The 25,378-nt window shown below is 74.4% G+C and carries 20 protein-coding genes; 17 read left to right on the forward strand and 3 right to left on the reverse strand.

Translation table 11 applies throughout. The features are described 5' to 3' along the window. Positions 1–57 precede the first annotated feature (57 nt). On the forward strand, positions 58–1,104 hold the full coding sequence (locus ABWK59_RS25045; RefSeq protein WP_354642862.1) for an HAD-IIA family hydrolase: 1,047 nt from the start codon (positions 58–60) through the stop codon (positions 1,102–1,104). Positions 1,105–1,178: 74 nt separating this feature from the next. Here ABWK59_RS25045 and ABWK59_RS25050 read toward each other — a convergent pair whose 3' ends face one another. Further along, complete coding sequence (locus ABWK59_RS25050; protein ID WP_354642863.1) at positions 1,179–1,526, reverse strand: sterol-binding protein; 348 nt, start codon at positions 1,524–1,526, stop codon at positions 1,179–1,181. A gap of 152 nt (positions 1,527–1,678) precedes the next feature. On the opposite strand from ABWK59_RS25050, the gene ABWK59_RS25055 reads away from it, so the two are divergent. From ABWK59_RS25055 to ABWK59_RS25070, 4 genes are all read left to right on the forward strand, one after another. After that, positions 1,679–2,524, forward strand: a complete 846-nt coding sequence (locus ABWK59_RS25055; RefSeq protein ID WP_354642864.1) for a hypothetical protein — start codon at positions 1,679–1,681, stop codon at positions 2,522–2,524. After that, a complete protein-coding gene (locus ABWK59_RS25060; protein ID WP_354642865.1) occupies positions 2,517–2,672 on the forward strand; it encodes a hypothetical protein in 156 nt (51 codons plus the stop codon). The genes ABWK59_RS25055 and ABWK59_RS25060 overlap by 8 nt, the downstream gene beginning before the upstream one ends. A gap of 54 nt (positions 2,673–2,726) precedes the next feature. Then, positions 2,727–3,533 carry a TlyA family RNA methyltransferase gene (locus ABWK59_RS25065; protein ID WP_354645102.1) on the forward strand — a complete coding sequence of 269 codons (807 nt, stop codon included), beginning with the start codon at positions 2,727–2,729 and terminating at the stop codon, positions 3,531–3,533. A 91-nt stretch (positions 3,534–3,624) separates the two neighbouring features. Then, a complete protein-coding gene (locus tag ABWK59_RS25070; protein ID WP_354642866.1) occupies positions 3,625–4,527 on the forward strand; it encodes an NAD kinase in 903 nt (300 codons plus the stop codon). Positions 4,528–4,586: 59 nt separating this feature from the next. On the opposite strand, the gene ABWK59_RS25075 is transcribed toward ABWK59_RS25070, so the two are convergent. Beyond that, positions 4,587–6,098, reverse strand: coding sequence for a PLP-dependent aminotransferase family protein (locus ABWK59_RS25075; protein ID WP_354642867.1), 1,512 nt, complete (start codon positions 6,096–6,098; stop codon positions 4,587–4,589). A 97-nt stretch (positions 6,099–6,195) separates the two neighbouring features. On the opposite strand from ABWK59_RS25075, the gene ABWK59_RS25080 reads away from it, so the two are divergent. The 3 genes from ABWK59_RS25080 (at position 6,196) to ABWK59_RS25090 (ending at position 10,254) form a co-directional block, all read left to right on the forward strand. Beyond that, positions 6,196–7,017 carry a YczE/YyaS/YitT family protein gene (locus ABWK59_RS25080; protein WP_354642868.1) on the forward strand — a complete coding sequence of 274 codons (822 nt, stop codon included), beginning with the start codon at positions 6,196–6,198 and terminating at the stop codon, positions 7,015–7,017. Positions 7,018–7,068: 51 nt separating this feature from the next. Further along, a complete protein-coding gene (gene recN, locus ABWK59_RS25085) occupies positions 7,069–8,871 on the forward strand; it encodes a DNA repair protein RecN (protein ID WP_354642869.1) in 1,803 nt (600 codons plus the stop codon). Positions 8,872–9,048: 177 nt separating this feature from the next. Then, entirely contained in the window at positions 9,049–10,254 is a 1,206-nt protein-coding gene (locus ABWK59_RS25090) for a glycosyltransferase family 4 protein (protein WP_354642870.1), read from the forward strand. A gap of 72 nt (positions 10,255–10,326) precedes the next feature. Here the strand turns inward: ABWK59_RS25090 and ABWK59_RS25095 are convergent, their stop codons facing one another. Then, positions 10,327–12,219: a glycoside hydrolase family 15 protein gene (locus ABWK59_RS25095; RefSeq protein ID WP_420492948.1), complete on the reverse strand. Its 1,893-nt coding sequence runs from the start codon at positions 12,217–12,219 to the stop codon at positions 10,327–10,329. Between the two features lie 702 nt (positions 12,220–12,921). On the opposite strand from ABWK59_RS25095, the gene ABWK59_RS25100 reads away from it, so the two are divergent. From ABWK59_RS25100 to ABWK59_RS25140, 9 genes are all read left to right on the forward strand, one after another. Further along, positions 12,922–14,598, forward strand: coding sequence for a CTP synthase (locus ABWK59_RS25100; RefSeq protein WP_354642872.1), 1,677 nt, complete (start codon positions 12,922–12,924; stop codon positions 14,596–14,598). 200 nt (positions 14,599–14,798) lie between these two features. After that, positions 14,799–15,437, forward strand: coding sequence for an NUDIX hydrolase (locus tag ABWK59_RS25105; RefSeq protein WP_354642873.1), 639 nt, complete (start codon positions 14,799–14,801; stop codon positions 15,435–15,437). 202 nt (positions 15,438–15,639) lie between these two features. Next, complete coding sequence (locus tag ABWK59_RS25110) at positions 15,640–17,889, forward strand: tetratricopeptide repeat protein (RefSeq protein WP_354642874.1); 2,250 nt, start codon at positions 15,640–15,642, stop codon at positions 17,887–17,889. A gap of 241 nt (positions 17,890–18,130) precedes the next feature. Next, the gene (gene ald, locus ABWK59_RS25115; RefSeq protein WP_354642875.1) at positions 18,131–19,246 is read left to right on the forward strand and encodes an alanine dehydrogenase; all 1,116 of its coding nucleotides are present in this window, start codon (positions 18,131–18,133) and stop codon (positions 19,244–19,246) included. Positions 19,247–19,924: 678 nt separating this feature from the next. Next, positions 19,925–20,977 carry a ParA family protein gene (locus ABWK59_RS25120; RefSeq protein WP_420492848.1) on the forward strand — a complete coding sequence of 351 codons (1,053 nt, stop codon included), beginning with the start codon at positions 19,925–19,927 and terminating at the stop codon, positions 20,975–20,977. Between the two features lie 41 nt (positions 20,978–21,018). Further along, complete coding sequence (locus ABWK59_RS25125; protein ID WP_420492949.1) at positions 21,019–21,540, forward strand: hypothetical protein; 522 nt, start codon at positions 21,019–21,021, stop codon at positions 21,538–21,540. 195 nt (positions 21,541–21,735) lie between these two features. Then, positions 21,736–22,851, forward strand: coding sequence for a segregation and condensation protein A (locus tag ABWK59_RS25130; RefSeq protein WP_354642878.1), 1,116 nt, complete (start codon positions 21,736–21,738; stop codon positions 22,849–22,851). 692 nt (positions 22,852–23,543) lie between these two features. Beyond that, positions 23,544–24,125, forward strand: coding sequence for an SMC-Scp complex subunit ScpB (gene scpB / locus ABWK59_RS25135; protein WP_420492950.1), 582 nt, complete (start codon positions 23,544–23,546; stop codon positions 24,123–24,125). After that, positions 24,125–25,369: a pseudouridine synthase gene (locus ABWK59_RS25140; RefSeq protein ID WP_354642879.1), complete on the forward strand. Its 1,245-nt coding sequence runs from the start codon at positions 24,125–24,127 to the stop codon at positions 25,367–25,369. The genes scpB and ABWK59_RS25140 overlap by 1 nt, the downstream gene beginning before the upstream one ends. Positions 25,370–25,378 lie beyond the last annotated feature (9 nt).

Raw genomic sequence — 25,378 nt, forward strand, 5'->3', positions numbered from 1 at the left:
GGGCGGGCGGCTGACGCCGGGTCGCCGAGGACGGACGAGCACCGAGGCAGGGCAGGGATGACGGACCACACCGCAGCAGGCCGGGGACGTACCGCACCGGGCGGGAGCGACCGCCCGCTGACCGAGGCGTACGACACGGCCCTGCTCGACCTCGACGGCGTGGTGTACGCCGGGCCCGACGCGATCGAGCACGCGCCGCAGGCCCTGGACGTGGCCCGGGCGGCCGGGATGCGGCTGGCGTACGTCACCAACAACGCCTCCCGTCCGCCGCGGGCGGTCGCCGAGCACCTGACCGAGCTCGGGGTTCCGGCCGACCCGGCGGACGTGATCAACTCGGCGCAGGCGGCGGCGCGGCTGGTGGCCGAGAAGGTGCCGGCCGGGTCGCGGGTGCTGGTGGTCGGCGGGGCCGGCCTGGAGGAGGCGCTGGCCGAGCGCGGGCTGGTGGCCGTGCGGTCGCTGGACGAGGACCCGGCGGCGGTGGTGCAGGGGTACGACCCGTCGGTGGGCTGGAAGGACCTGGCGGAGGCCTCCTACGCGGTCGGCCGGGGGCTGCCCTGGGTGGCCTCCAACACCGACATGTCGATTCCCACGGCCCGGGGGATCGCGCCCGGGAACGGGACGCTGGTGGCGGCCGTGAAGGCGGCCACCGGGGTGGAGCCGGAGGTGGCGGGCAAGCCGCTGCCGCCGATGCACCGGGAGACCGTGATCCGGACGGGTGCCGAGCGGCCGCTGGTGGTCGGGGACCGGCTGGACACCGACATCGAGGGGGCGTTCAACGGGGATGTGGACAGCCTGCTGGTGTTCACCGGGGTCACCACGCCGGCGCAGCTGCTGGCGGCGCCGGTGCAGCACCGGCCGACGTACCTCGCGGCGGACCTGAGGGGGCTGCTGACGGCGCACCCGGCGGTGGAGGCCCTGGCGGACGGGGCGTACGCCTGCGGGGGGTTCACGGCGCGGGTGGAGGACGGCGTGCTGCGGGTGGACGGCGCGGGGGCCGACCGGTACGACGGGGTGCGGGCGCTGTGCGGGGCCGCCTGGACGGCGGCGGACCGGGACGGAGTGGTGCCGGACGGGCGGAAGGCGCTGGCGGGGCTGGGGTTCTGAGCGCGGTGTCCCCGGGGCCGGCCGGCCGGCTGGTCGCGTCCGGCCGCGTCCGGTCGTGTTCCCGGAGGGCTTCGCTAGAGCAGGGTGCGGAGGCGGAGGAGGTCGCGGAAGCCGGCTTCGAGGCGGACGCGGCCGGCGGCCCATGCGGAGGCGAAGTGGAGGTGGCCGCCGACCATGGCGACCAGGTCGTCGCCGGTCATGGTGAGGCGGATCTCGGCCTTCTCGGCGGGCACTCCGGGGGTCTCGACGACATCGGTGATGCGGCCGTCGCGGAGGCGGCCGGCGAAGGTCAGGTCGAGGTCGGTGAGGTGGCAGGTGAGGGAGCGGTCGAGGGCGGCGGCCTTGCGGACGTCCCCGGTGGAGCCGGAGAGGTTCCGGCTGAGCTGCTCCAACGCCTCGCGGCACTCGTCGATCGTGGCCATGGGTGTGTGGTGCTCCCGTCCGGTGGTGGTTCGCATTCCAACGTAGCGCAGTGCCGGGAGGTGCAGCGGGGCCGCCGGGGTACGGGGTAGCGTCGGGACCGGGCCCGTGACGGGCCCGGGACGCCGTGTGGGGCGCGTGAGGAGGCAGGCGGATGCTGCGGGATGCGGTGCGGGGCGTGGTGGTGGTCGCCGCGGAGATCGCGGAGGAGGCCGGGAAGCGGGTGCTCGGCGCCGCGGAGGGGCTGCTGGAGCGCGGTGGGGTGGACGTCTCGGCGGTGGAGCGGCGGCTGGCCGAGCAGTTCCCGCCGACGGCGGAGTCGCTGGGCGTGCTGGCCGGGGAGGTGGTGACCGCGGGCCGGGCCGGGATCGACCTGGTGGCCGGGGTGGCGCGCGGCGAGGTGGAACGGGTCTTCGAGAAGGTGGGGGACCAGGTGGTGAAGGTGGGCGTGGTGCTCAGCTACCTGGAGTCCAAGCTGCGCGAGGTGGACGAGGAGCCGGCGGCGGCCTCCCGTCCGGAGGGGCGGGCCGAGGGCCTGTTCGACGCGGGCTGGGACGACGGGGACCGGGCGGAGTGGCCCGAGCCGCCCGCGGCGGACCCGTTCGCCTTCGACCTCGGCGGGACGCCGGTCGGCGACGCGGAGGAGGAGGCGGTCGGGGCGAAGGCGCCCGAGGTGCCGGTGGTACCCGAGGTCCCGCTGGTGCCCGGGAAGGCCGATGCGGGCCCGGCGCGCGAGACCCCCGCCGGGGCGGCGGAGCAGCCCGCGGCGGAGAAGGCCGCGCCCGCCAAGAAGGCGACCGCGAAGAAGGCCGCCACCGCGAAGAAGGCGGCGGCCAAGAAGACCGTCGCCAAGAAGACGGTGGCCCGGAAGGCCGTGAGCGGCGGCGGGGCCGCCCGGGCGTCGGCGGCGAAGAAGGCGGCGGGCCGGAAGACGGTGGTCCGCAAGAGCGTGGTGGAGAAGGGTTCGCCCGAGACGCCGGGGAAGGACTCCGATGGCTGAGGCCGCGCCGACCGGGCACCCGGGGGTGGACGACGCGCTGGCCCGGCTGGAGGAGACGGCCGGGGTGGAGACGGGGGAGCAGGTCGCGGTGTACGAAGATGTTCACCGGCGGCTGGCGGACATCCTGGCCGCCCTCGACCGCGAGTGACACGCTCGACGCTCGACCCGTGAGCGACCTGTAGGAGATGGAACACCAGTGGCAGTGGCACGACGCCGACTCGACGCGGAACTGGTCCGCCGCAAGCTGGCCCGGTCGCGTGAGCACGCGAGCGAGCTGATCGCGGCGGGGCGGGTCACCGTCGGCGGCACCACCGCGACCAAGCCGGCGACCCAGGTGGAGACCTCGGCAGCGGTGGTGGTGGCGAAGGACGACAGCGACCCCGAGTACGTCTCGCGCGGCGGCCACAAGCTGGCGGGGGCGCTGGCCGCCTTCATGCCGCAGGGCCTGGTCGTGGAGGGGCGGCGGGCGCTGGACGCCGGGGCGTCCACCGGTGGGTTCACCGATGTGCTGCTGCGCTCGGGTGCGGCGCACGTGCTGGCGGTGGACGTCGGCTACGGCCAGCTGGCGTGGTCGTTGCAGAGCGACGAGCGGGTGACCGTGATGGACCGCACCAACGTCCGCGAGCTCACCCTGGAGCAGATCGGCGGCACGCCGGTCGACCTGGTGGTGGGCGACCTGTCGTTCATCTCGCTCGGGCTGGTGCTGCCGGCCCTGGCGGGCTGCTGCGCGCCGGACGCGGACCTGGCGATGATGGTCAAGCCGCAGTTCGAGATCGGCAAGGAGCGGCTGGGCAGCGGCGGCGTGGTGCGCAGCCCGGAGCTGCGGGCGGAGACGATCCGGCAGGTCGCGGGGCAGGCGTGGGCGCTGGGCCTGGGGGTGCGGGCGGTGACGGCGAGCCCGTTGCCGGGTCCGTCCGGGAACGTCGAGTACTTCCTGTGGCTGCGCCGTGACGCGCCGCCACTGGACCCGGCGGAGGCGGACCGGGCTGTGGCGGAGGGGCCCAGATAGGGTGCTTGGCAGACGTCCGGCCGCCGCGCCGCGCGGTGGCCGAGACCGGGTCGGGACGACCCGGCGGGGCGTAGGGAGAGGGCAGCGGGCAATGAGTCGAGTTCGTACGGTCTTCCTGATCGCGCACACCGGCCGGGAGGCGGCGCTCCGCAGCGTCGAGGGCCTGGTGCACGGCCTGTTGAAGGCCGGGATCAGAATCCGGCTGCTCGCCGCCGAGGCGGTGGGGCTGGACCTTCCCGAGGGTGTGGAGCGGGTGTCCGGCGGGCACGGTGCGGCGGACGGCTGCGAGCTGATCCTGGTCGCCGGCGGTGACGGCACGCTGCTGCGCGGGGCGGAGCTGGCCCGTGAGTCGGGGCTGCCGATGCTGGGCATCAACCTGGGCCGGGTCGGCTTCCTGGCGGAGGCCGAGCGGGACGACCTGGCGGTGGTGGTCGAGCGGGTGGTCGAGGCCGACTACGAGGTCGAGGAGCGGATGACCATCGACGTCGTGGTGCGGACCAACGGCGATGTGGTCCACGAGGACTGGGCGCTGAACGAGGCGTCGATCGAGAAGGCGGCGCGGGAGCGGATGCTGGAGGTGGTCACCGAGGTGGACGGCCGCCCGGTGTCCAACTTCGGCTGTGACGGCGTGGTGCTGTCCACGCCGACCGGGTCGACGGCGTACGCGTTCTCGGGCGGTGGTCCGGTGGTGTGGCCGGAGGTGGAGGCGCTGCTGATGGTGCCGATCAGTGCGCACGCGCTGTTCGCCCGGCCGCTGGTGACCTCGCCGAAGTCGGTGCTGGCGGTGGAGGTGCAGCCGAAGACGCCGCACGGGGTGCTGTGGTGCGACGGGCGACGTTCCGTCGAACTCCCGGCCGGGGCGCGGGTGGAGGTGCGCCGGGGCCGGACGCCGGTCCGGCTGGCGCGGCTGCACCGGGCGCCGTTCACCAACCGGCTGGTGGCCAAGTTCGCGCTGCCGGTGACGGGTTGGCGCGGCCGGGCGGACACTCACTGACCGCGGCGGCCTGACCTGGCGGAGCGTCAGGTCCGGCGGCCCGTCAGATCGCCGGTCCGTCAGATCGGCGGTCCGGAGCCGTCGTCGGTGCTGCCGTACCCGCCGCGGGAGGCGAGGTGGGCGGCGGCCGCGAGCCGGGCGACGGCCTCGGCCGCCTGCCCGGCCGGCACGGTCAGCGGGATGCGCAGGTAGTTCTCGAACGCGCCGTCGACGCCGAACCGGGCGCCGGCGGCGAGGTGGATGCCGGTGCGCTCGCCGGCCCGTGCGAGCGCGGTGCCGGAGAGGCCGCCGGTGGTGGTCCAGAGCGCCAGCCCGCCGGGCGGCAGGGTGAACTCCCAGGCGGGGAGCTGCCGGTGGAGTTCGGCGGCGAGTGCCTCGGCGCTGGAGCGCAGCCGTTCGTGCTGGTGGGCGCGGACCTCGCTGAAGTGCCCGGTGAGCAGCTCGGTGGCGATCAGCTGGTCCAGGACCGGGGTGCCGATGTCGCTGATCGCCCGGTCGGCGGCCAGCTGCCGGACGAGGGCGGGCGCGGCGCGCAGCCAGCCGATCCGCAGCCCGCCCCAGAAGATCTTCGAGGCGGAGCCGACGGTGACCACCCGGGCCGCCCGGTCCAGTGCCGCCAGCGGCCTCGGCAGCTCGGACTCCGGTGTGCCCCAGCCGAGTTCGGCGGGGGTCTCGTCGGCCAGCAGGACGGTGTCGGCGCAGCGGGCGTCGGCGAGCAGGGCCCGGCGCTGGTCCTCCTCGATCAGTGCGCCGGTCGGGTTGTGGAAGTCCGGGATGACGTAGGCGAGCCGGGGCGCGGCGGTGCGCAGGACCCGCTGCCAGTCGGCGAGGTCCCAGCGGGCCGGGCCGCCGGGGCCCTCGGGGCGGGCCAGCGGGACGGGGATCAGCCGGGCGCCCGCCCGGCGCAGCGCGAGCAGGGTGTGGGCGTAGCTGGGCGCCTCCACGGCCACCCGGTCGCCGCGGCCGGCCAGGGCGGGCCGGGCGAGCCGAAGGGCGCTCATCGCGCCGGTGGTGACCAGGATCTGGTCGGGGGTGGTGGGCAGCCCGCGCTCGCTGTAGCGGCGGGCGAGGGCCTCGCGGAGCGCCGGCAGGCCGGTCGGGTAGTTGCCGTGCCCGGCGGCGTACGCGGGCAGCTGTTCCAGGGCGCGGGCGGCGGCCGCGCCGAGGTACGGCTGGGGGGCGGGCAGGGCGGCGACGCCGAGGTCGATCACGCTGTCGCGCTGGTCCGGCGGGACGGGGTTGAGGGCGTCGGAGGGCGGGCGGGCGCCGTCCGGGAGGGTGGTCCAGCTGCCGGAGCCGCGCCGGCTGAGCAGGTACCCGTCGGCGCGCAGCGCCTCGTAGGCGGTGGCCACGGTGGTGCGGCTGAGGGCGAGTTCGGCGGCCAGCTCGCGCTCGGCGGGCAGCCGGGAGCCGACCGGCAGTCGGCCCTCGGCGACCAGGGTGCGGACCTGGGCGGCCAGGGTCCGGTACGCGGGACGGTGGCCGGGTGCCTCCGGCAGGCGGGTGCCGCGCAGCAGCCGGGCCAGCGCGGGCGGGGTGACGGTGCTGTGCCAGGGGTGCCAGGCAGCCATCGGGGAACCAGTCCACTCGTGTCGGATTGGACCTGGATGAGGTCCGATTGGACTCCCCATGATGGTCCGGTACCACCACCCCAGCAAGGGAGATCCGATGGCCGCCGCCGACCCCACCGCCCCCACGCACCGCGCCGCCCGGGCCGCCCGGGCCGTCCGGGCGCTCCGCGCGGCCCGGGCCGACGCCCTCGGCCGGCGCCTGGTCCAGCTCGCGGCCGGCCTCGTCCTCTACGGCACCAGCATGGCGCTGATGCTCCGCGCCTCCCTCGGCGGCAACCCCTGGGACGTGCTGCACCAGGGCCTTGCCCGGCACCTCGGGCTCAGCGTGGGCACCTGGGTCACCCTGGTCGGCGCGGCCGTCCTGCTGCTGTGGATCCCGCTGCGGCAGCGGCCCGGCGTCGGCACGGTCGGCAACGTCCTCGTCCTGGGCGCCGCGATGGACCTGACCCTCTCCCTGGTCGATCCGCCGCACGCCTGGGCCGCCCGGATCCCGCTGCTCGCCGCCGGTATCGTCCTCAACGGGCTGGCCACCGGCCTGTACATCGGCGCCCGGCTCGGCCCCGGCCCGCGCGACGGCCTGATGACCGGCCTGCACCGCCGCACCGGCCGCTCGCTGCGCCTGATCCGCACCGGCATCGAACTGACCGTGCTGGCCACCGGGATCCTGCTCGGCGGCACCTTCGGCGTCGGCACGATCGCCTACGCGCTGGCCATCGGCCCGCTCGCCCAGTTCTTCCTGCGCTGGTGCACCGTCCCCCAGGCCGGCACCCCGGCCGGCACCGTCCCCCAGGCCGGCACCCCGGCCGGCACCGTCCCCCAGGCCGGCACCCCGGCCGGCACCCCCGCCGCCGACCGTACCCCGGACCCGGCGGCCGCCCGCACCCCGGCCGCCGTCGAACCGGCGGCCGCCACCCCGTGACCCGACCCCGGGACTCGTGTGCGCACCGTCCCCGCCCGGAGCCCCGTGCGGATGAAATGGGCAGTGGCTCGTCGCGCGTCGACGGTGGAACCTCGTAAGGTCGTCTCCGTGTTGGACGAGATGCGGATACGGGATCTTGGTGTCATCGACGACGCCGTGGTCGAGCTGGCCCCCGGCTTCACCGCCGTCACCGGCGAGACCGGTGCGGGCAAGACCATGGTGGTGACCAGCCTCGGCCTGCTGCTCGGCGGCCGGGCCGACCCGGCGCTGGTGCGCAACGGCTCGGACCGGGCCGTGGTCGAGGGCCGGCTCACCCTCGACCCGGACTCCCCGGTGGTGGCCCGCGCCCAGGAGGCCGGGGCCGAACTCGACGAGGGCGAACTGCTGGTCAGCCGGACGGTCTCCGCCGAGGGGCGCTCCCGCGCCCACGTCGGCGGCCGGGCGGTCCCGGTCGGCCTGCTCGCCGAGCTCGGCGAGGACCTCATCGCGGTGCACGGCCAGACCGACCAGCAGCGCCTGCTGCGCCCCGCCCGCCAGCGCGGCGCCCTCGACCGCTACGCCGGCGCCACCGTGGCCGAGCCGCTGGCCCGCTACCGCGAGGTCTACCAGGAGCTGCGCAAGGTCTCCGCCACCCTGGAGGAGCTCACCACCAGGGCACGCGAGCGCGCCCAGGAGGCGGACCTGCTCCGCTTCGGCCTGGACGAGGTCGCCGCCGCCGAACCGGTCGCAGGCGAGGACGTCGACCTGGCCGCCGAGGCCGAGCGCCTCGGCCACGCCGACGCCCTCTCCTCCGCCGCCACCCTGGCCCACGCCGCCCTCGCCGGCGACCCCGCCGACCCCGAGGCGGTGGACGCGGGCACCCTGCTCGCCCAGGCCCGCCGCGCCGTCGACGCCGTCCGCCACCACGACGAGCGGCTCGCCTCCCTCGCCGACCGCCTCAACGAGGTCGGCTACCTCCTCGCCGACGTGGCGGGCGACCTCGCCGGGTACGCCGACGACCTGGACGCCGACCCGGTGCGGCTCGCCGCCGTCGAGGACCGCCGTGCCGTCCTCTCCCACCTGCTGCGCAAGTACGCGGGCCCGGAGGGCACCCTCGCCGAGGTCATCGCCTGGGCCGAGGCCGGCGCCCTGCGGCTCGCCGAACTCGACGGCGACGACGAGCGGATCGACGAACTCGGCGCCCAGGAGACCGCGCTGCGCGCCGAGTTGGCCGAACTCGCCGCCGAGGTCTCGGCCGCCCGGCACGCCGCCGCCGACCGCTTCGCCGCCGCCGTCTCCGCGGAACTCGCCGAACTCGCCATGCCGCACGCCCGGGTGAGCTTCTCGATCTCCCAGGTCGACGACCTCTCCGGCATCGAGGTCGGCGGCCGTACCGTCGCGTACGGCCCGCACGGCGTGGACGAGGTCGAGGTCCTGCTCGCCCCGCACCCCGGTGCCCAGCCCCGGCCGATCGCCAAGGGCGCCTCGGGCGGTGAGCTCTCCCGGGTCATGCTCGCCGTCGAGGTGGTCTTCGCCGGCGCCGACCCGGTGCCCACCTACCTCTTCGACGAGGTGGACGCCGGCGTCGGCGGCAAGGCCGCGGTCGAGATCGGCCGCCGCCTGGCCAAACTCGCCGAGAGCGCCCAGGTCGTGGTGGTCACCCACCTCCCGCAGGTCGCCGCCTTCGCCGACCGGCACCTGGTGGTGGAGAAGACCAACGACGGTGTGGTGACCCGCAGCGGCGTCAAGGTGCTCAGCGACGAGGAGCGGGTCCGGGAGCTCTCCCGGATGCTGGCCGGCCTGGAGGACTCCGAACTGGGCCGCGCCCACGCCGAGGAGCTGCTCGCCGCGGCCCGCGCACCGCGCACCCGCTGACGCGCCGACACCTGCGGGCCGTCCCTGCGACGCGCCCGCAGGTGCTGCCGACTGTCCAAGAGCCCGTCCGACCTGGCATGGTGGCGGCTGGACATTGGCTTTCCAGTCCCGAGCGCCGGATCCCGGGACGATCCCCGGGGCGGCGCGAGTCGAATGATCGAGCCGGAGCGAGACGACGTGGACCATTCCGCCGCCCGGGCCAGCGCGGGCACACCCGCCGCGGCCCTGAGAGAACCGGGCCAGCTGCACGCGGTGCTCGTCCTGGCGGGCAGCACCGGCGGCATCGGGGCGCACGTGCGCTCCCTCGCCGAGGGCCTGGTCGCCCACGGGGTCCAGGTGACCGTCTGCGGACCCGACGGCACCGACACCCTGCACGGCTTCTCCCGCACCGGCGCCCGCTTCCACCCCGTCGAGATCACCCCGACCGCGGGCGCCCGCAGCGACGCCGCCGCGATCGGCGAACTCCGCCGCGCCTTCACCGGCGCCGACGTGGTGCACGCCCACGGCATGCGCGCCGGACTCCTCTCCGACCTCGCGCTGCGCACCGCGGGCCGGTTCCCCGGACTGCGCCCGCAGACCCCGCTGGTGGTCACCTCCCACCACGCCATGCTGGCCACCGGCATGGAACGCCGCCTCCAGCGGCTGATGGAGCGCCGCGTGGTCCGCGCCGCCGACCTGGTCCTCGGCGCCTCCTCCGACCTGGTCGCCCGGGCCCGCGAACTGGGCGCCACCGACGCCCGGCTCGGCCCGGTCGCCGCCCCGCCGCTGCCCGCCGCCACCCTTCAGCGAGCCGCCGCCCGCGAAGCGCTGCTCGGCTCCGGGCCTGCGACCGGCGAGCCGTCGGCCGAGGACCGGCCGGTGGTGCTGGCGATCGGGCGGCTCGTCCCGCAGAAGAGCTTCGACCTGCTGCTGGACGCCGTCCCGCGGTTCGCCCCCGGCGGCGACGACCCGCTCGTCCTGCTGGCCGGCGACGGACCCGAACGGCAGGCGCTCAAGACCCGGATCGCCGCCGAGAAGCTCCCGGTCGACATGCTCGGCTACCGCACCGACATCCCCGACCTGCTCGCCGCCGCCGACGTGGTGGTGCTCAGCAGCCGGTGGGAGGCGCGGTCGCTGGTGGTGCAGGAGGCCATGCGGGCCGGGGTGCCGGTGGTGTCCACCTCCGTCGGCGGCGTGCCGGAACTGGTCGGCGACGCCGCGGTGCTGGTACCCCCGGGCGACGCCGCCGCGCTCGGCACGGCCGTCCGGGACCTCCTGCGGAACCCGGCGCGCCGGGCCGAACTCGCCGAGGCGGGACGGCAGCAGGCGCTCACCTGGCCCGACGAGGCGGCGACCGTGGCGCAGGTGCTCAGCACCTACGACGAGCTCGTCCAGCGGGCCTGAGGCTTCCACCGAGGGGCGCGTGGGCACCTCCCGGCCGCCGGGGCCGGGGAGGACCGCGCGCCCCTCGGTACGTCACATGGTCGGCGCTTCCGGCTGGGTGGAGAGGTAGGCGCCGCCGCAGGCGGTGAGGCGCAGGGCGGTGTCGATCAGCGGCACGTGGCTGAACGCCTGCGGGAAGTTGCCGACCTGCCGCTTGGCGCGCGGGTCCCACTCCTCGGCCAGCAGCCCCACGTCGTTGCGCAGCGACAGCAGCTTGTCGAACAGCTCCCGCGCCTCGCCGACCCGCCCGATCATCGCCAGGTCGTCCGCGAGCCAGAACGAGCAGGCCAGGAAAGCCCCCTCGTGCCCGGACAGCCCGTCCACGTTGTTGCCCTGCTCGTCGTGGGTCGGGTACCGCAGCACGAAGCCGTCCTCGGTGGACAGCTCGCGCTGGATCGCCTCGATCGTGCCGATCACCCGCTTGTCGTCCGGCGGGAGGAAGCCGACCTGCGGGATCAGCAGCAGCGAGGCGTCCAGCTCCCGGCCGCCGTAGTACTGGGTGAAGGTGTTGCGGTCCTTGTCGTAGCCCCGCTCGCAGACGTCCCGGTGGATCTCGTCGCGGAGCTCCTTCCAGCGCTCCAGCGGGCCCTCGGCGGGGGTCTGCTCGATCAGCTTGATGGTCCGGTCCACGGCCACCCAGGCCATCACCTTGGAGTGCACGAAGTGCCGCCGCGGCCCGCGCACCTCCCAGATGCCCTCGTCCGGCTCCCGCCAGTGCTTCTCCAGGTAGGTGATCAGCTTCAGCTGCAGCTGGTGGGCGTGGTCGTTGCGGACCAGGCCGGTCATGTGGGCCAGGTGCAGGGCCTCGACCACCTCGCCGTACACGTCCAGCTGGAGCTGGCCGGCCGCGCCGTTGCCGACCCGGACCGGGGTGGAGTTCTCGTACCCGGGCAGCCAGTCGAGCTCGGACTCGGTGAGCTCCCGCTCGCCGGCGATGCCGTACATGATCTGCAGGTTCTCCGGGTCGCCGGCCACCGCGCGCAGCAGCCACTCGCGCCAGGCGCGGGCCTCCTCGCGGTAGCCGGTGCGCAGCAGCGAGGAGAGGGTGATCGCGGCGTCGCGGAGCCAGGTGTAGCGGTAGTCCCAGTTGCGCTCGCCGCCCAGGTCCTCGGGGAGGGAGGTGGTGGGGGCGGCGACGATGCCGCCGGTGGGGGCGTAGGTGAGCGCCTTGAGGGTGATCAGCGAGCGGATCACCGCCTCCCGGTACGGGCCCTGGTAGGTGCAGTGGCCGACCCAGTCGCGCCAGAACTCCTCGGTGGAGTCCAGCGCCTCCTCGGCGTCGGCGACCTCCGGTGCGGGCAGGTGGGAGGCCTGCCAGGTGAGCGCGAAGGCGATCCGCTCGCCCTTGGCGATGGTGAAGTCGGCGTAGGTGGTCAGGTCGCGGCCGTACGTCTCGGCCTCGCCGTCCAGCCAGACCGAGTCGGGGCCGGCGACGGCGACCGTGCGGTGCCCGCCCTCGGCCTGCTCGACCCGGTGCACCCAGGGCACCACCCGGCCGTAGCTGAACCGCATCCGGACCGCCGAGCGCATCCGGACCCGGCCGTCCAGGCCCTCCACGATCCGGATCATCTGCGGCACGTCCGGGGTGCCCATCAGGTGGCGGGGCGGCATGAAGTCGATCACCCGGACGCTGCCGCCCTGGGTGTCCCACTCCTGCTCCAGGATCAGCGAGTCGCCCCGGTAGCGGCGCCGGTCGGCGGGCAGCGCGGGGGCGGCGGCGGTCACCGGGGGGACGCGGAACTCGCCGGTGTCGGCGTCCTGCGTGACCGGCGCCGGCTCGGTGGGCACCGGTTCGGCCGGGCCGATCCGCCAGAACCCGTGCTCGTCGGTCCCCAGCAGACCGGCGAACACGGCCGGCGAGTCGAACCGGGGCAGGCACAGCCAGTCGACGGCGCCGTCCCTGCTGACCAGGGCGGCGGTCTGCATGTCCCCGATGAGTGCGTAGTCCTCGATACGGCCGGCCACGTGGGTCTCCAGTTCGCAATATGTGCTCGGCTACGTCCGACGGCGGAGCGCGCGGTTTCGGCGCGTCCGGATGCTCGGGCGGGGCACTCGCGAGTCCGGTGGGTGGCTGGAAGGCTCGTGGCGCGCCCTCGCGGGGCTCTGGTGTACCCCTGGAGTGAGCGGGTGAACTGGTACGAGGAGGTTCCGGTCGCGCATCGGGGACCGCGTGGAGCCGTCAGCCGCCCCATCGTCCTCCGCGTGCTCTGCTGTCGGCGATGCGTCCGTGCAGAATACGTCGGCGCACCGGGCGGGAGCACGCGCAGACGGGCGCGCCCGGTCCGCTTACCGCGAAGAGCGAACAAAAGTGGCCCGTCCGGAGGAGGAGGGCCCACCCGACCGAACCATCCGGAGCTGATCCTTCCGGGCCATGTCGCCATCCGGTGTCCCGCGCCCGGCCCAGGCCCGTCCGGAGCCCGTCCGGCCCGGCCGCGGCACGTCCGAGCGCACCCGGGTCCCCGCACTGATACCCTGGTACCCCGTGGACTGGTGGAAAACCGACCCGGATCCGCCGACCTCGACGACCCCTCCGAAGCCCTTCGGAGCAGCGTGTCGCCGGCGCGGACGAGACGGGCGGAGCACCTCCGCAGGAGTCACCCTCGACACGCGACCCACGGGAGCCCCCTCTTGGCACAGCCCCATTCCGGCAAGTCGGCCAGCGGCCGCGCCGTGACGACCAAGCACCTCTTCGTCACCGGGGGTGTCGCCTCTTCGCTCGGCAAGGGGCTCACCGCCTCCAGCCTGGGCGCCCTGCTCAAGGCGCGCGGCCTGCGCGTGACGATGCAGAAGCTCGACCCGTACCTGAACGTGGACCCGGGCACCATGAACCCGTTCCAGCACGGCGAGGTCTTCGTGACCGACGACGGCGCCGAGACGGACCTGGACATCGGCCACTACGAGCGCTTCCTCGACACCAACCTGCACGGCTCGGCGAACGTCACCACCGGCCAGGTGTACTCGACGGTCATCGCCAAGGAGCGCCGCGGCGAGTACCTGGGCGACACCGTCCAGGTCATCCCGCACATCACCAACGAGATCAAGTCCCGGATCCGCCGGATGGCGACCGAGGACGTCGACGTGGTGATCACCGAGGTCGGCGGCACCGTCGGCGACATCGAGTCGCTGCCGTTCCTGGAGGCCGTCCGCCAGGTCCGCCACGAGGTCGGCCGGGACAACGTGTTCTTCGTGCACGTCTCCCTGCTGCCGTACATCGGCCCCTCGGGCGAGCTGAAGACCAAGCCCACCCAGCACTCGGTCGCCGCCCTGCGCAACATCGGCATCCAGCCCGACGCGATCGTGCTGCGCGCCGACCGCGAGGTCCCGCAGGCCATCAAGCGCAAGATCTCGCTCATGTGCGACGTGGACGAGGAGGCCGTGGTCGCGGCCATCGACGCCAAGTCGATCTACGACATCCCCAAGGTGCTGCACGGCGAGGGCCTGGACGCGTACGTGGTGCGCCGCCTCGACCTGCCGTTCCGCGATGTGGACTGGACGGTCTGGGACGACCTGCTGCGCCGCGTCCACGAGCCCCAGCACGAGGTCAAGGTCGCCCTGGTCGGCAAGTACATCGACCTGCCGGACGCGTACCTGTCGGTGACCGAGGCGCTGCGCGCCGGCGGTTTCGCCAACAACGCGCGGGTCACCGTCAAGTGGGTGGCCTCGGACGAGTGCCTGACCCCCGAGGGCGCGCAGGAGCAGCTGGGCGACGTGGACGCGATCTGCATCCCCGGCGGCTTCGGCGACCGCGGCGTGGACGGCAAGGTCGCCGCGATCACCTACGGCCGCGAGAACCGGATCCCGCTGCTCGGCCTGTGCCTGGGCCTGCAGTGCGTGGTCATCGAGGCCGCCCGCAACCTGGCCGGCCTGCCGGAGGCCAACTCCACCGAGTTCGACCCGGCCGCCAAGTACCCGGTCATCTCGACCATGGCCGAGCAGCTGGCGATCGTCGACGGCAAGGGCGACCTGGGCGGCACCATGCGCCTGGGCCTCTACCCGGCGAAGCTCGCCGAGGGCTCGATCGTGCGCGAGGTGTACGGCGGCGAGCAGTACGTCGACGAGCGCCACCGCCACCGCTACGAGGTCAACAACGCCTACCGCGCGGACCTGGAGAAGACCGGCCTGCAGTTCTCCGGCCTCTCCCCGAAGGGCGACCTGGTCGAGTACGTCGAGTACCCGCGCGAGGTGCACCCCTACCTGGTCGCCACCCAGGCGCACCCGGAGCTGAAGTCCCGCCCGACCCGCCCGCACCCGCTGTTCGCGGGCCTGGTCGCGGCGGCCATCAAGATCAAGACCGAGCAGGCCTGACCGGGCTGACAGCTTGACCGGGCTGACCGCTTGATCGGGTCGGCCGCCTGACCGGGTCGGCCCGGGGACCGCGGGCCGGAGGGATTCCCTCCGGCCCGCGGTCCCCTTTTTCGCCGGTCCGGGGCCGCCGGTCCTCTTTCCTTCGCCGGTCCCGGTCCTGACGGGCTAGATTGTGTCGTACTGACGAAAAGGGGAGTGCGATGGACGTTCAGCAGATCCGGGACGTGGCGGAGGAGTGGGAGGTCCGGGCCACCGAGACCCCGTTCCAGGGGCGGGTCACCGGCGTGCGGACCGACGAGGTGCGGATGCCGGACGACTCCTGGGCCCGCCGGGACTACCAGACTCACCCCGGATCGGTGGCCGTCCTCGCCGTGGACGACCGGCAGCGGGTGCTGATCCTGCGGCAGTACCGGCACCCGGTGCGCCAGCGGCTCTGGGAGATCCCGGCCGGGCTGCTGGACGTCCCCGGGGAGAACCCGCTGCACGCCGCCCAGCGCGAACTCTTCGAGGAGGCGCACTGCAAGGCGGCGGAGTGGAAGGTCCTGGTCGACTTCTACACCTCGCCCGGCGGCACCGACGAGGCGCTGCGGATCTTCCTCGCCACCGACCTCTCCGAGGCCGAGGGCGACCGGTACGAGGCCCACGGCGAGGAGCTTCAGCTGGAGACCGCGCGGGTGCCGCTGGAGGACCTGGTCCGGCTGCTGCTGGCCGGCGAGCTGCACAACCCGGCGCTGATCACCGGCGTCCTCGCGCTGCAGGCCGCGCTCACCGGCGCGGGCGTCGAGGCGCTGCGGCCGGCGGACTCGCCCTGGCCGGCCCGGCCCTTCGTGCAGGGCTGACCGCACCGCTGACCGCCCCGCCGGGCTGACCGCCGCCAGGGGTGGGTGGGCCGGCCCGGTGGTGGGCCGGCTGGTCCGGGCGGGGGATTCGCCGGTTGGTGGGACCGGATGGCATCTCGGCGGCACCCCGCGATCGAACTACGCTTCGCGACAGGGCCGGCGACCGCGCCGGACCGGAGGCGGCTGGTCGGGAGTGACGCGGGTGGCGAGGAAGACGGCGACGGTGGAGACCCGGCCCTCGGGGCCCGGCCTGCTCGACAGGCTGCCGCCCGGCGCCTCGCCCTTCGCCGGACGGCGGCAGGAGCTGGCCGCCCTCGCCGCGGGCGCCGCCCGGTCGGTCCCCGGCCGCAGCCGGCTGCTGGTCCTGGCCGGGCGACCCGGCTCCGGCCGGACCGCGCTGGCCGTCCACTTCGCCCGCTCGGTCGCCGCCGACTACCCCGACGGCCTGCTCCACGTCCGCTTCTCCGCCCCCGACGGCTCCCTCCTGGAACCCGGCCGGGCCGCCCGGATCCTGCTGGAGCAGCTCGGCGAGGTCCCCGACGCGCTGCTGCCCGGGACGGAGGAGGACCCCGCCTGCGAGGCGCTGCGCGAGGCCCTCACCGGACGGCGCGTCCTGCTGCTGCTCGACGACGTCCGGGAGGCCGCCCAGCTCTGGCCGCTGCTCACCGAGGAGCCCGGCTGCCTGCTGCTCGCCACCACGGCGGGCCCGCTCACCGGGATCGAGGACATCGACCCGGTGATCCTCGGCGGCCTGGACCAGCGGGCCGCCGTCGACCTGCTCGTCGAGCTGGTGGGCGGGACCCGGGTCGGCTGCGACCCGGTCGGGGCCGCGGACCTCGCCGAGGCCTGCGCCGCCCGTCCCGCCGCGCTGCGGCTGGCCGCCGGGTGGCTCAAGGCCAACCCGCGGGCCGCCGTCACCGACGTGGTCCGGGAACTCTCCCCCGAGCCGGAGCCGGCGGTCGGGCCCAAGGCGCGTGGCGCGGAGAAGCCGTCCGGCCGGCGGCCGGGCAAGACCCCGGCCGGCGCGGCCCGGACCGCCGACCCCGGTCGCGCCGAGCCGGACCTGATGGAGGCGCTGGGGCTGCTGGGGCCGGACGTCGTGGACCTGGTCAAGGGGGGAGCGAAGGGCGGCAAGGGCGCGGGGGAGAACGGTGAGGGGGCGCGGGAGAACGGTGAGGGGGGCCAGGGGAGCCGGGGCACCGGTTTCCCGGCGAAGGGGGACAAGGGGGGCCGGGGCCGAGGCCGGGCCCCGGGTGCCGGTTCCGGGGGCGACGGTTTTCGGGGTGACGGTCCCGGCGGTGCCGGTGGGCGGCCGAGCGGTCCGCAGCGCGGGGGTCGCGGGCTGCTGCCCGCGGATCCCGTACCGGTGGCCGACAGCGACCCGCTGTTGGCTGCCTTCGAGCTGCTCCACCGGACCCTGCCCGCGCCCCGGGCCCGGCTGCTGCGGGCGCTGACCCTGGCCCCCGGGCAGCTGGCCGACCTGCGTTCGGCCTCCGCGCTGATGGGCTGCCCGGCGCCGGAGGCGGCCCAGGCCCTGGAGCAGCTGGCCGGGCAGGAACTGCTGGAGCGCGAGCCGGCCGCCGCCGACGGCACCGCCCGCTACCGGGTCCCCGGGCGGCTGTACCCCCGGCTGGCCGAGCTGCGGGCCGAGCGGGACCGCCCGTCCGAGGTGGAACTGGCCCGAGCCCGGCTGCTGGAGCGGCTGGTCCGCCTGGTCGACTCCGCCCGGATGCTGCTCGACCCGACCGCCGGCCCCAACCCCGACCCGCTGCCCGGGCCGCTGCGGCTGCGCACCGCCGCCCAGGCGAAGCAGTGGCTGCTGGAGGAGCGCGACCAGCTGCTCGGCGCCGTGGAGGAGGCCATCGGCCAGGGCGACCTGGACGGCTCGGCCGGCCGGCTGGTCACCGCACTGCTGCGAGCCCTGCCGCTCACCGGTACCGCCGCGCCCGCCGACCTGCACCAGCTGCACGCCTTGGTCCTGAAGGTCGCGGAGCGCCAGCGCGCGCCCCGTCGGGCCGCCGCCGCGCTGCTCAACCTGGGTGATCTCCAGGCCGCCGCAGGGCGCTGGACCGCCGCCGCCGAGCGCTACCACGCCGCCCTCGACCGGGCCCGCGAGGCGGGCGACGAGCCCACCCAGGCCCGGGCCCTGGAGGGCGCGGGCGGTTGCTACCGGGCGCTCGCCGATCCGGTGCGCGCCGCCGATTGGTACGGACGCGCGCTCGCACTCCGACAGGGGCTCGCGGACGCCCCCGCCGAGGCCCGGCTGCTGGTCCGGCTGGCCGAGGCGCACGCCGCCCAGCGCCGCTTCGACGAGGCCCTCCGCGAGTACCGGGCCGCCCACGCGGTGCTGCGCCGGCTCGGCGACGAGTCCGCCGCGGCGGCCGTCGCGGGCACCCTGGACCGCCTGCGCGAACGGCTCGACGGCGAGTGGAGAAGTCCGGTTCCGGAGTAGTGTCAGAGATGGGTGATTTGCCTAACTTTGTCACCGAGATCGCCATGCAAGCCTACGAACCTGCCAATGAGTCCAGCAGATTTAGTCAGTTTGGAAGGCTGACGGATGCGCTGGGCTTCATTACACTCGACAGCAGTCGCGCAGCGAACCGTGCCCCGGCCTGTCCGGAGGCCTCCCCCGTGCGCGCCGCCCGCCGGTCTTCTCCGGTAGGGACCCCCATGGCAAGAGGACGTGTTTAGCCGTGAAGGTCGGCATCCCCCGCGAGGTCAAGAACCACGAGTACCGCGTGGCCATCACGCCCGCCGGCGTGCATGAGCTGGTCCGCAACGGACACGAGGTCGTCATCGAGGACAACGCCGGTCTCGGCTCCTCGATCCCCAACGAGGAGTACGTGGCCGCCGGTGCCACCATCCTCCCCACCGCCGACGAGGTGTGGGCCGCCGCCGACCTCCTGCTGAAGGTCAAGGAGCCCATCGCGGAGGAGTACCACCGCCTCCGCAAGGGCCAGACCCTCTTCACCTACCTGCACCTGGCCGCCGACCGCGCCGGCACCGAGGCCCTCGTTGCCTCCGGTACCACCGCCATCGCGTACGAGACCGTGCAGCTCGCCAACGGTGCCCTGCCGCTGCTCGCCCCGATGTCCGAGGTGGCCGGCCGCCTGGCTCCGCAGGTCGGCTCCTACCACCTGATGCGTCCGGCCGGCGGCCGCGGCGTGCTGCCCGGCGGCGTCCCCGGCACCCACCCCGCCAAGTGCGTGGTCATCGGCGGCGGCGTCTCCGGCTGGCACGCGGCCACCATCGCCATCGGCATGGGCTACGACGTGACCCTGCTCGACCGCGACATCAACAAGCTGCGCGAGGCCGACCGCATCTTCGGCACGAAGATCAAGGCCATCATGTCCAACTCCTTCGAGCTGGAGAAGGCCGTCCTGGAGGCCGACCTGGTCATCGGCGCCGTGCTGATCCCGGGCGCCAAGGCCCCGAAGCTGGTCACCAACGAGCTGGTCTCCCGGATGAAGCCGGGCTCCGTGCTCGTCGACATCGCCATCGACCAGGGCGGCTGCTTCGAGGACTCCCGCGCCACCACGCACGCCGAGCCGACCTTCCAGGTCCACAACTCGGTCTTCTACTGCGTGGCCAACATGCCGGGCGCCGTCCCGAACACCTCCACCTACGCGCTGACCAACGCGACGCTGCCGTACGTCGTCGAGCTGGCCAACCGCGGGTGGAAGGAGGCGCTGCGCCGCGACGCCGCGCTGGCCAAGGGCCTGAACGTCCACGAGGGCCAGATCACCTACCAGGCCGTCGCCGAGGCCTTCGACCTGGAGGCCGTCTCCCTGGACAGCGTCCTCGCCTGACGCCCGTCCCGCTCGTCCCGCTCGTCCTGCTCGGACCGAACGCCCCCGACCCCCTCCCCTCGGGCCGGGGGCTTCGGCATGCCCTCGGGCGGACCGCCCGGTGCGTTTTCCGGCGGGTTGTCGGATGTGTCTCAGGGACGTGTCTCCGGAGTGTCTTCAGGGTGTCTCCGGGTGTGTTGTCGGCCCGTGTGTCGGCGTGCGGCCGGGCGTGTGCATCGCTGTGCGCTCGGGTGCGTTGAGCGGTGCGTGGAGCGGTGAGTTGAGCGGTGCCTGGATCGGGGTGCCCGCTCGCCCGCGCTTCGGCATGTCGCGAGGTGGGGAGGGGTGTGGGTGTCGTGCGGGTGGCGTGGTGATGTCAATTTATGTGCATCAGGTCACCCGCTCTGTGGATCAAGGCGGTCTCGGGGCCGCTAATCCCTTGACATGGAGCTGGTCGGCACCCGACACATCATGCCCACTACCGTGGATTGTGTTGCTGCGAATGCCCGCAACGGCCTAGAGTCGCAAACCGTCGGCAAGCTGCCACGCTGACGAATCGACATAGAGTCCTGGATGCCCAAGGAGGTAAGACGACTTGTGAATGAGTCGACATTTGCTCCCGGGGGTGGTCAGCCAGGACTGGCGGAGCTCACCGTCGGGCAGCCGAACGAAGAGGCCCGGCAGGCCACCGTTGGCGAGGTGGAGGTCGGCTCGGTCGCGGTCCGCACCTTCGAGGCGCGCCAGAGCGCCGCGTCCGCCGGCGCCGACCTGGATGCCGACTTCGCCGCCTACGGCCTGGCCTACACCGACCTCGGCTACGGTCCCTACGACGACCCGGACGCCGAGTACGAGCCCGACCCCGAGTACGCCGCCACCCTGGCTCCCGACGCCGCCCGGCAGCGCCGCGAGCGCGTCGGCCCCACCGGCCGTCCGCTGCCCTACTTCCCGATCCCCGCGCCGGTGGCCGAGCACGGCCCCGCGCAGATCATCGCCATGTGCAACCAGAAGGGCGGCGTCGGCAAGACCACGTCGACCATCAACCTGGGCGCCGCGCTGGCCGAGTACGGCCGCCGCGTCCTGCTGGTGGACTTCGACCCGCAGGGCGCCCTCTCGGTCGGCCTCGGCGTCAACCCGATGGAGCTCGACGTCACCGTCTACAACCTGCTCATGGAGCGGGGCCTGACGGCCGATGAGGTCCTGCTGAAGACCGCCGTGCCCGGCATGGACCTGCTGCCCTCCAACATCGACCTGTCGGCCGCCGAGGTGCAGCTGGTCAGCGAGGTGGCCCGGGAGTCGGCACTGGCCCGCGCCCTGAAGCCGCTGCTGCCCGACTACGACTACGTCATCATCGACTGTCAGCCCTCGCTCGGCCTGCTGACGGTCAACGCCCTGACGGCGGCTCACAGCGTCATCGTCCCGCTGGAGTGCGAGTTCTTCGCGCTGCGCGGCGTCGCGCTGCTCACCGAGACCATCGAGAAGGTCTGCGAGCGGCTCAACCCCGAGCTGCGCCTGGACGGCATCCTCGCCACCATGTACGACTCGCGCACCGTGCACAGCCGCGAGGTGCTGGCCCGCGTGGTCGAGGCGTTCGGCGAGCACGTGTTCCACACCGTCATCGGGCGGACCGTCAGGTTCCCCGAGACCACCGTGGCCGGCGAGCCGATCACGACGTACGCGACCAACTCGGTGGGCGCCGCCGCCTACCGCCAGCTCGCCAGGGAGGTGCTCGACCGGTGCCGCCCCGCCGAGTGAGTCTCCCCGGGGCCGACGAGCTGTTCCGGGCCACCGGGGGGATGGCCCTGTCACCCTCCCTCGCCCGGTCGGGCGAGGCGGGCCGGACGGAGACCGCCCGCGCGGCGGAATCGGCCAGGACGGCCGAGCAGGCCGCCCAGGGCCCCGTCGACGCGCCCGGAGCCGCCGGGGGTGGTACGGGAGCCCCGGCCGTCCGCCGGGCCGCCACGGAGGCGCCCCAGCCCCGCCAGGAGCAGCACGGCACCGCGCCCGCCGAGGCGATGACGCCCCGCCAGCACGGCTCGGCCGAGGAGCAGGGCGCCGACGCCGCCCGCCGGCCCCGCCCGCGCGGACGCGTTCCGCGCCGTCCCACCGGCCGCGAGCGGCACGACGAGAAGATCACCGTGTACGTCTCCGCCGAGGAACTGATGGACCTGGAGCACGCCAGGCTGGTGCTGCGCGGGGAACACGGGCTCGCGGTCGACCGCGGCCGGGTGGTTCGGGAGGCCATCGCGGTCGTGCTCGCCGATCTGGAGCAACGGGGCGAGGCCTCGATCCTGGTCCGCCGGCTCCGCGGGCGCTGAGCGGTTCCGGCGCCTTCGGCGGGCCTGGGTGGGTGTGGTTCCCCCTGGTGATGGCTGCCTGAGGGTGGCTGCGTCGCTTGATGGTCGCTGTGGCGGCCGCGGCTGCCGGCGGCTGCTCTGATCGCTGTGATCGCGGTGATCGCTGTGGTGCGTCCCTGAGGGGGCTCGCGGTCCGCGGTGCGAAACTGGGGCGTCATGGGCAGCACCATCGAGCCGATCACCCCGCCCGGGCAGACGTCCGGGGCGACCGTCCCTGAGCAGGTGACCTCCGGAGTGGAGGGTGCGGGGGCGGCCGGGCCGGCGGGTGCCGGGGCGGCGGGTGCCGGGGCCGTGGATGCCAGGCCGGTGCGTGCCGTGGCCGTCCGTGCCGGGGGGAGTGGCGCCGGGGGCCCTGCCGAGGGCGAGGAGCGGGGCGGGTTCCGGGTCCGGCTGGACAACTTCGAGGGCCCGTTCGACCTGCTGCTCGGCCTGATCGCCAAGCGCCGGCTCGACGTGACCGAGGTGGCCCTGTCCAAGGTCACCGACGAGTTCGTCGCCCACATCCGCGCCATGGGCCCCGACTGGGACCTGGACGCCGCCACCGAGTTCCTGGTGGTCGCGGCCACCCTCCTCGACCTCAAGGCGGCCAGGCTGCTGCCGGCCGCCGAGGTCGAGGACGAGGAGGACCTGGCCGTCCTGGAGGCCCGCGACCTGCTGTTCGCCCGGCTGCTGCAGTACCGGGCGTACAAGCAGGTCGCCGCCGTCCTCGCCGACCGCTGGGCCGCCGAGCAGCTCAGCCGCCCCCGTACCGTCGGCCTGGAACCGCACCACGCCCAGTTGCTCCCGGACGTGGTGCTCACCGTCGGACCCGAGCGGTTCGCCCAGCTCGCCGCCCGGGCGATGGCGCCGAAACCCAAACCCGTGGTGTACGTCGACCACATCCACACCCCGCCGGTGAGCGTCCGCGAGCAGGCCGCGGTGGTGGTGGACCGGCTCACCGCGCTGGGCGAGGCCAGCTTCGCGCGGCTGGTCGCCGACGCGGAGAACACCCTGGTGGTGGTGGCCCGTTTCCTGGCGCTGCTGGAGCTGTACCGGGAGCGGGTCCTCGACTTCGAGCAGCCGGACGCGCTGGGCGAGCTGGTGGTGCGGTGGACCGCCGAGACGGACCGGGTCGTCGAGGTGACGGACGAGTTCGACCGGCCGCCGGGGGAGGGCGGGGAGGGCGGGGAGGCGTCGGACGGTGCTGGTGCTGGTTCTGGTGCTGGTGGGGGCACGGGCGCGCTGGCCGTGAGCGGTGGCGAGGGGCGAGCGATCGGGGAGGGTGAGAGGTGAGGGGACGGCGAGTGGGGCGACAGCGAGGACGGTGAGCGGGAATGACGACCGAGCAGCCGAGGCGGTCCCGGCGGGCCCTGGGGCTCCCGGGCCAAGTCCGACCGGAGGAGTGGCTGGAGCCGGCTTACGGCCCCGAGGAAGGGGACCCGGCGGGTGAGGCGGTGGCTGCGGATGCCGTCGAAGGCGTGGATGTTGGCGGCGGGGTGGATGTCGCGGAGCGCGTTGATGTCCACGGCGGCGAGGATGTTCACGGAGGCGTGGATGTTCACGGAGGCGTGGATGTTCGCGACCGCGTGGACGTACATGAGGGCACGGACGTTCACGAGAGCGTGGACGTTCACGACCGCGTGAACGTCGGCGACGGCGTGGATGTCGCCGAGCGCGTACATGGCGCCGACGGCGTCAACGGTGCCGACCGCGTGAACGCCGACCACCCCGTGAACGGTGTCGCCCTCGTGAACGGTGTCCGCGGCGAGGATGGTGCCGCCGACGTGGATGGTGCCGCCCCCGTGAACGGCTCCGCCGGGTGGCGCGCGACCCCCGCCGTGGCGGATACCCGGGAGCCCGAGCCGGTACCGGACCCCGCGCCGGTACCGGAGCCGGAACCCGAGCCCGCGCCGGAGCCGGAGACCGAGGAGCTCCGGGACGAGGTCGCGGCCGTCCCGCTGCCCGCCGCGCTCGAAGCGATCCTGATGGTCGTCGACGAGCCCGCCACCGAGGCCCACCTCGCCTCCGTCCTGGGCCGGCCGAGGGCCGAGGTGGCCGCGGTCCTGCGGGCCCTGTCGGCCGAGTACACCGCCCAGGGCCGGGGCTTCGACCTGCGCCTGGTCGCCGGAGGCTGGCGTTTCTACACCCGCGCCGACTGCGCGCCCGCCGTCGACCGGTTCGTCCTGGACGGTCAGCAGGCCCGGTTGACCCAGGCCGCCCTGGAGACGCTGGCGGTGGTCGCCTACCGTCAGCCGGTGTCCCGCGGCCGGGTCTCCGCGGTACGCGGTGTGAACTGTGACGGCGTGATGCGTACCCTGGTACAGCGAGGACTGGTGGAAGAGGCCGGATCCGAGCCCGAAACCGGAGCGATCCTGTATCGGACGACGAACTACTTCCTGGAACGGATGGGGCTGCGCGGCCTGGACGAGCTGCCGGAGCTTGCGCCCTTCCTGCCCGAGGTCGACGACGTGGAAGCGGAGTCCCTGGAGGGCACGATGATCGCGGAGGCGGTCGCCGCCGCACAGGAGGGCCCTAACCAGACGGAAACGACGTACGGACATTTTTGATGCGTAGCAGTGGCAACGGCAGGAACAGCGGCGGCGGCGGTCAGGGCCGCGGGGGACAGGGCGGGGGCCGGGGCGGCAACTCGCGCGGTGGCTCGTACGGCGGAGGCTCGTACGGCGGTGGTTCGTACGGCGGTGGCGGTCGCGGCGGCCAGGGCCAAGGCCAGGGTCGGGGCGGTCAGGGTCAGGGCGGCCAGGGCGGTCAGGGCCGCGGGGGTCAGGGCGGGTCGTCCCGCGACCGCCGGGACGGCGCCCGCCAGTACCCGGACCGTCCGCTGCGTCCGGAGGAGCGCCGGTACGACCGCCCCGAGTACGGCGGCGGTCCGAACGCCACCCCGGGCCGCGGCGCCTACGGCTCCCGCAAGCCCGGTCCGGCCGCCAAGCCGCGCCAGGCGGGCCAGGGCGCGCCGGGTGACCCGCGCCGTCAGCCCCAGCGTTCGCGCGAGCTGCAGGCCCGGATCGAGGACGCGGTGCTGGCCCGGCACGACAAGCCGGCCGTGAAGACCCCCAAGACCTTCGGCGAGCCCGAGGGCGAGCGTCTGCAGAAGGTCCTGGCCCGGGCCGGCATGGGCAGCCGTCGCGCCTGCGAGGAGCTGATCGAGCAGGGCCGTGTCGAGGTCAACGGCAAGCTGGTCACCGAGCAGGGCAAGCGGGTCGACCCCGTCAACGACGAGATCAAGGTCGACGGTCTGACCGTCGCCACCCAGTCCTACCTGTTCTTCGCGCTCAACAAGCCGGTCGGCGTCGTCTCCACCATGGAGGACCCGGACGGCCGTCAGTGCCTCGGCGACTACGTCACCAACCGGGAGACCCGGCTCTTCCACGTCGGCCGCCTGGACACCGAGACCGAGGGCATCATCCTGCTCACCAACCACGGCGAGCTGGCCCACCGCCTCACCCACCCCAAGTACGGCGTGACCAAGACCTACCTGGCCGCCATCCAGGGCCCGATCCCGCGCGACCTCGGCAAGCAGCTCGCCCAGGGCGTGGAGCTGGAGGACGGCTTCGCCCGGGTCGACGGCTTCAAGGTGGTCTCCAACATCGGCAAGAACTACCTGGTCGAGGTCACCCTGCACGAGGGCCGCAAGCACATCGTGCGCCGCCTGCTGGCCGAGGTCGGCTTCCCGGTGGAGAAGCTGGTCCGCACCCACTTCGGCCCGATCGCGCTGGGCGACCAGAAGTCCGGCTGGCTGCGCCGCCTGACCAACCCCGAGGTCGGTCAGCTGATGCGCGAGGTCGGCCTCTGAGGTCGGTCG

The sequence above is a fragment of the Kitasatospora sp. HUAS MG31 genome (assembly GCF_040571325.1).
Taxonomy (GTDB): domain Bacteria; phylum Actinomycetota; class Actinomycetes; order Streptomycetales; family Streptomycetaceae; genus Kitasatospora; species Kitasatospora camelliae.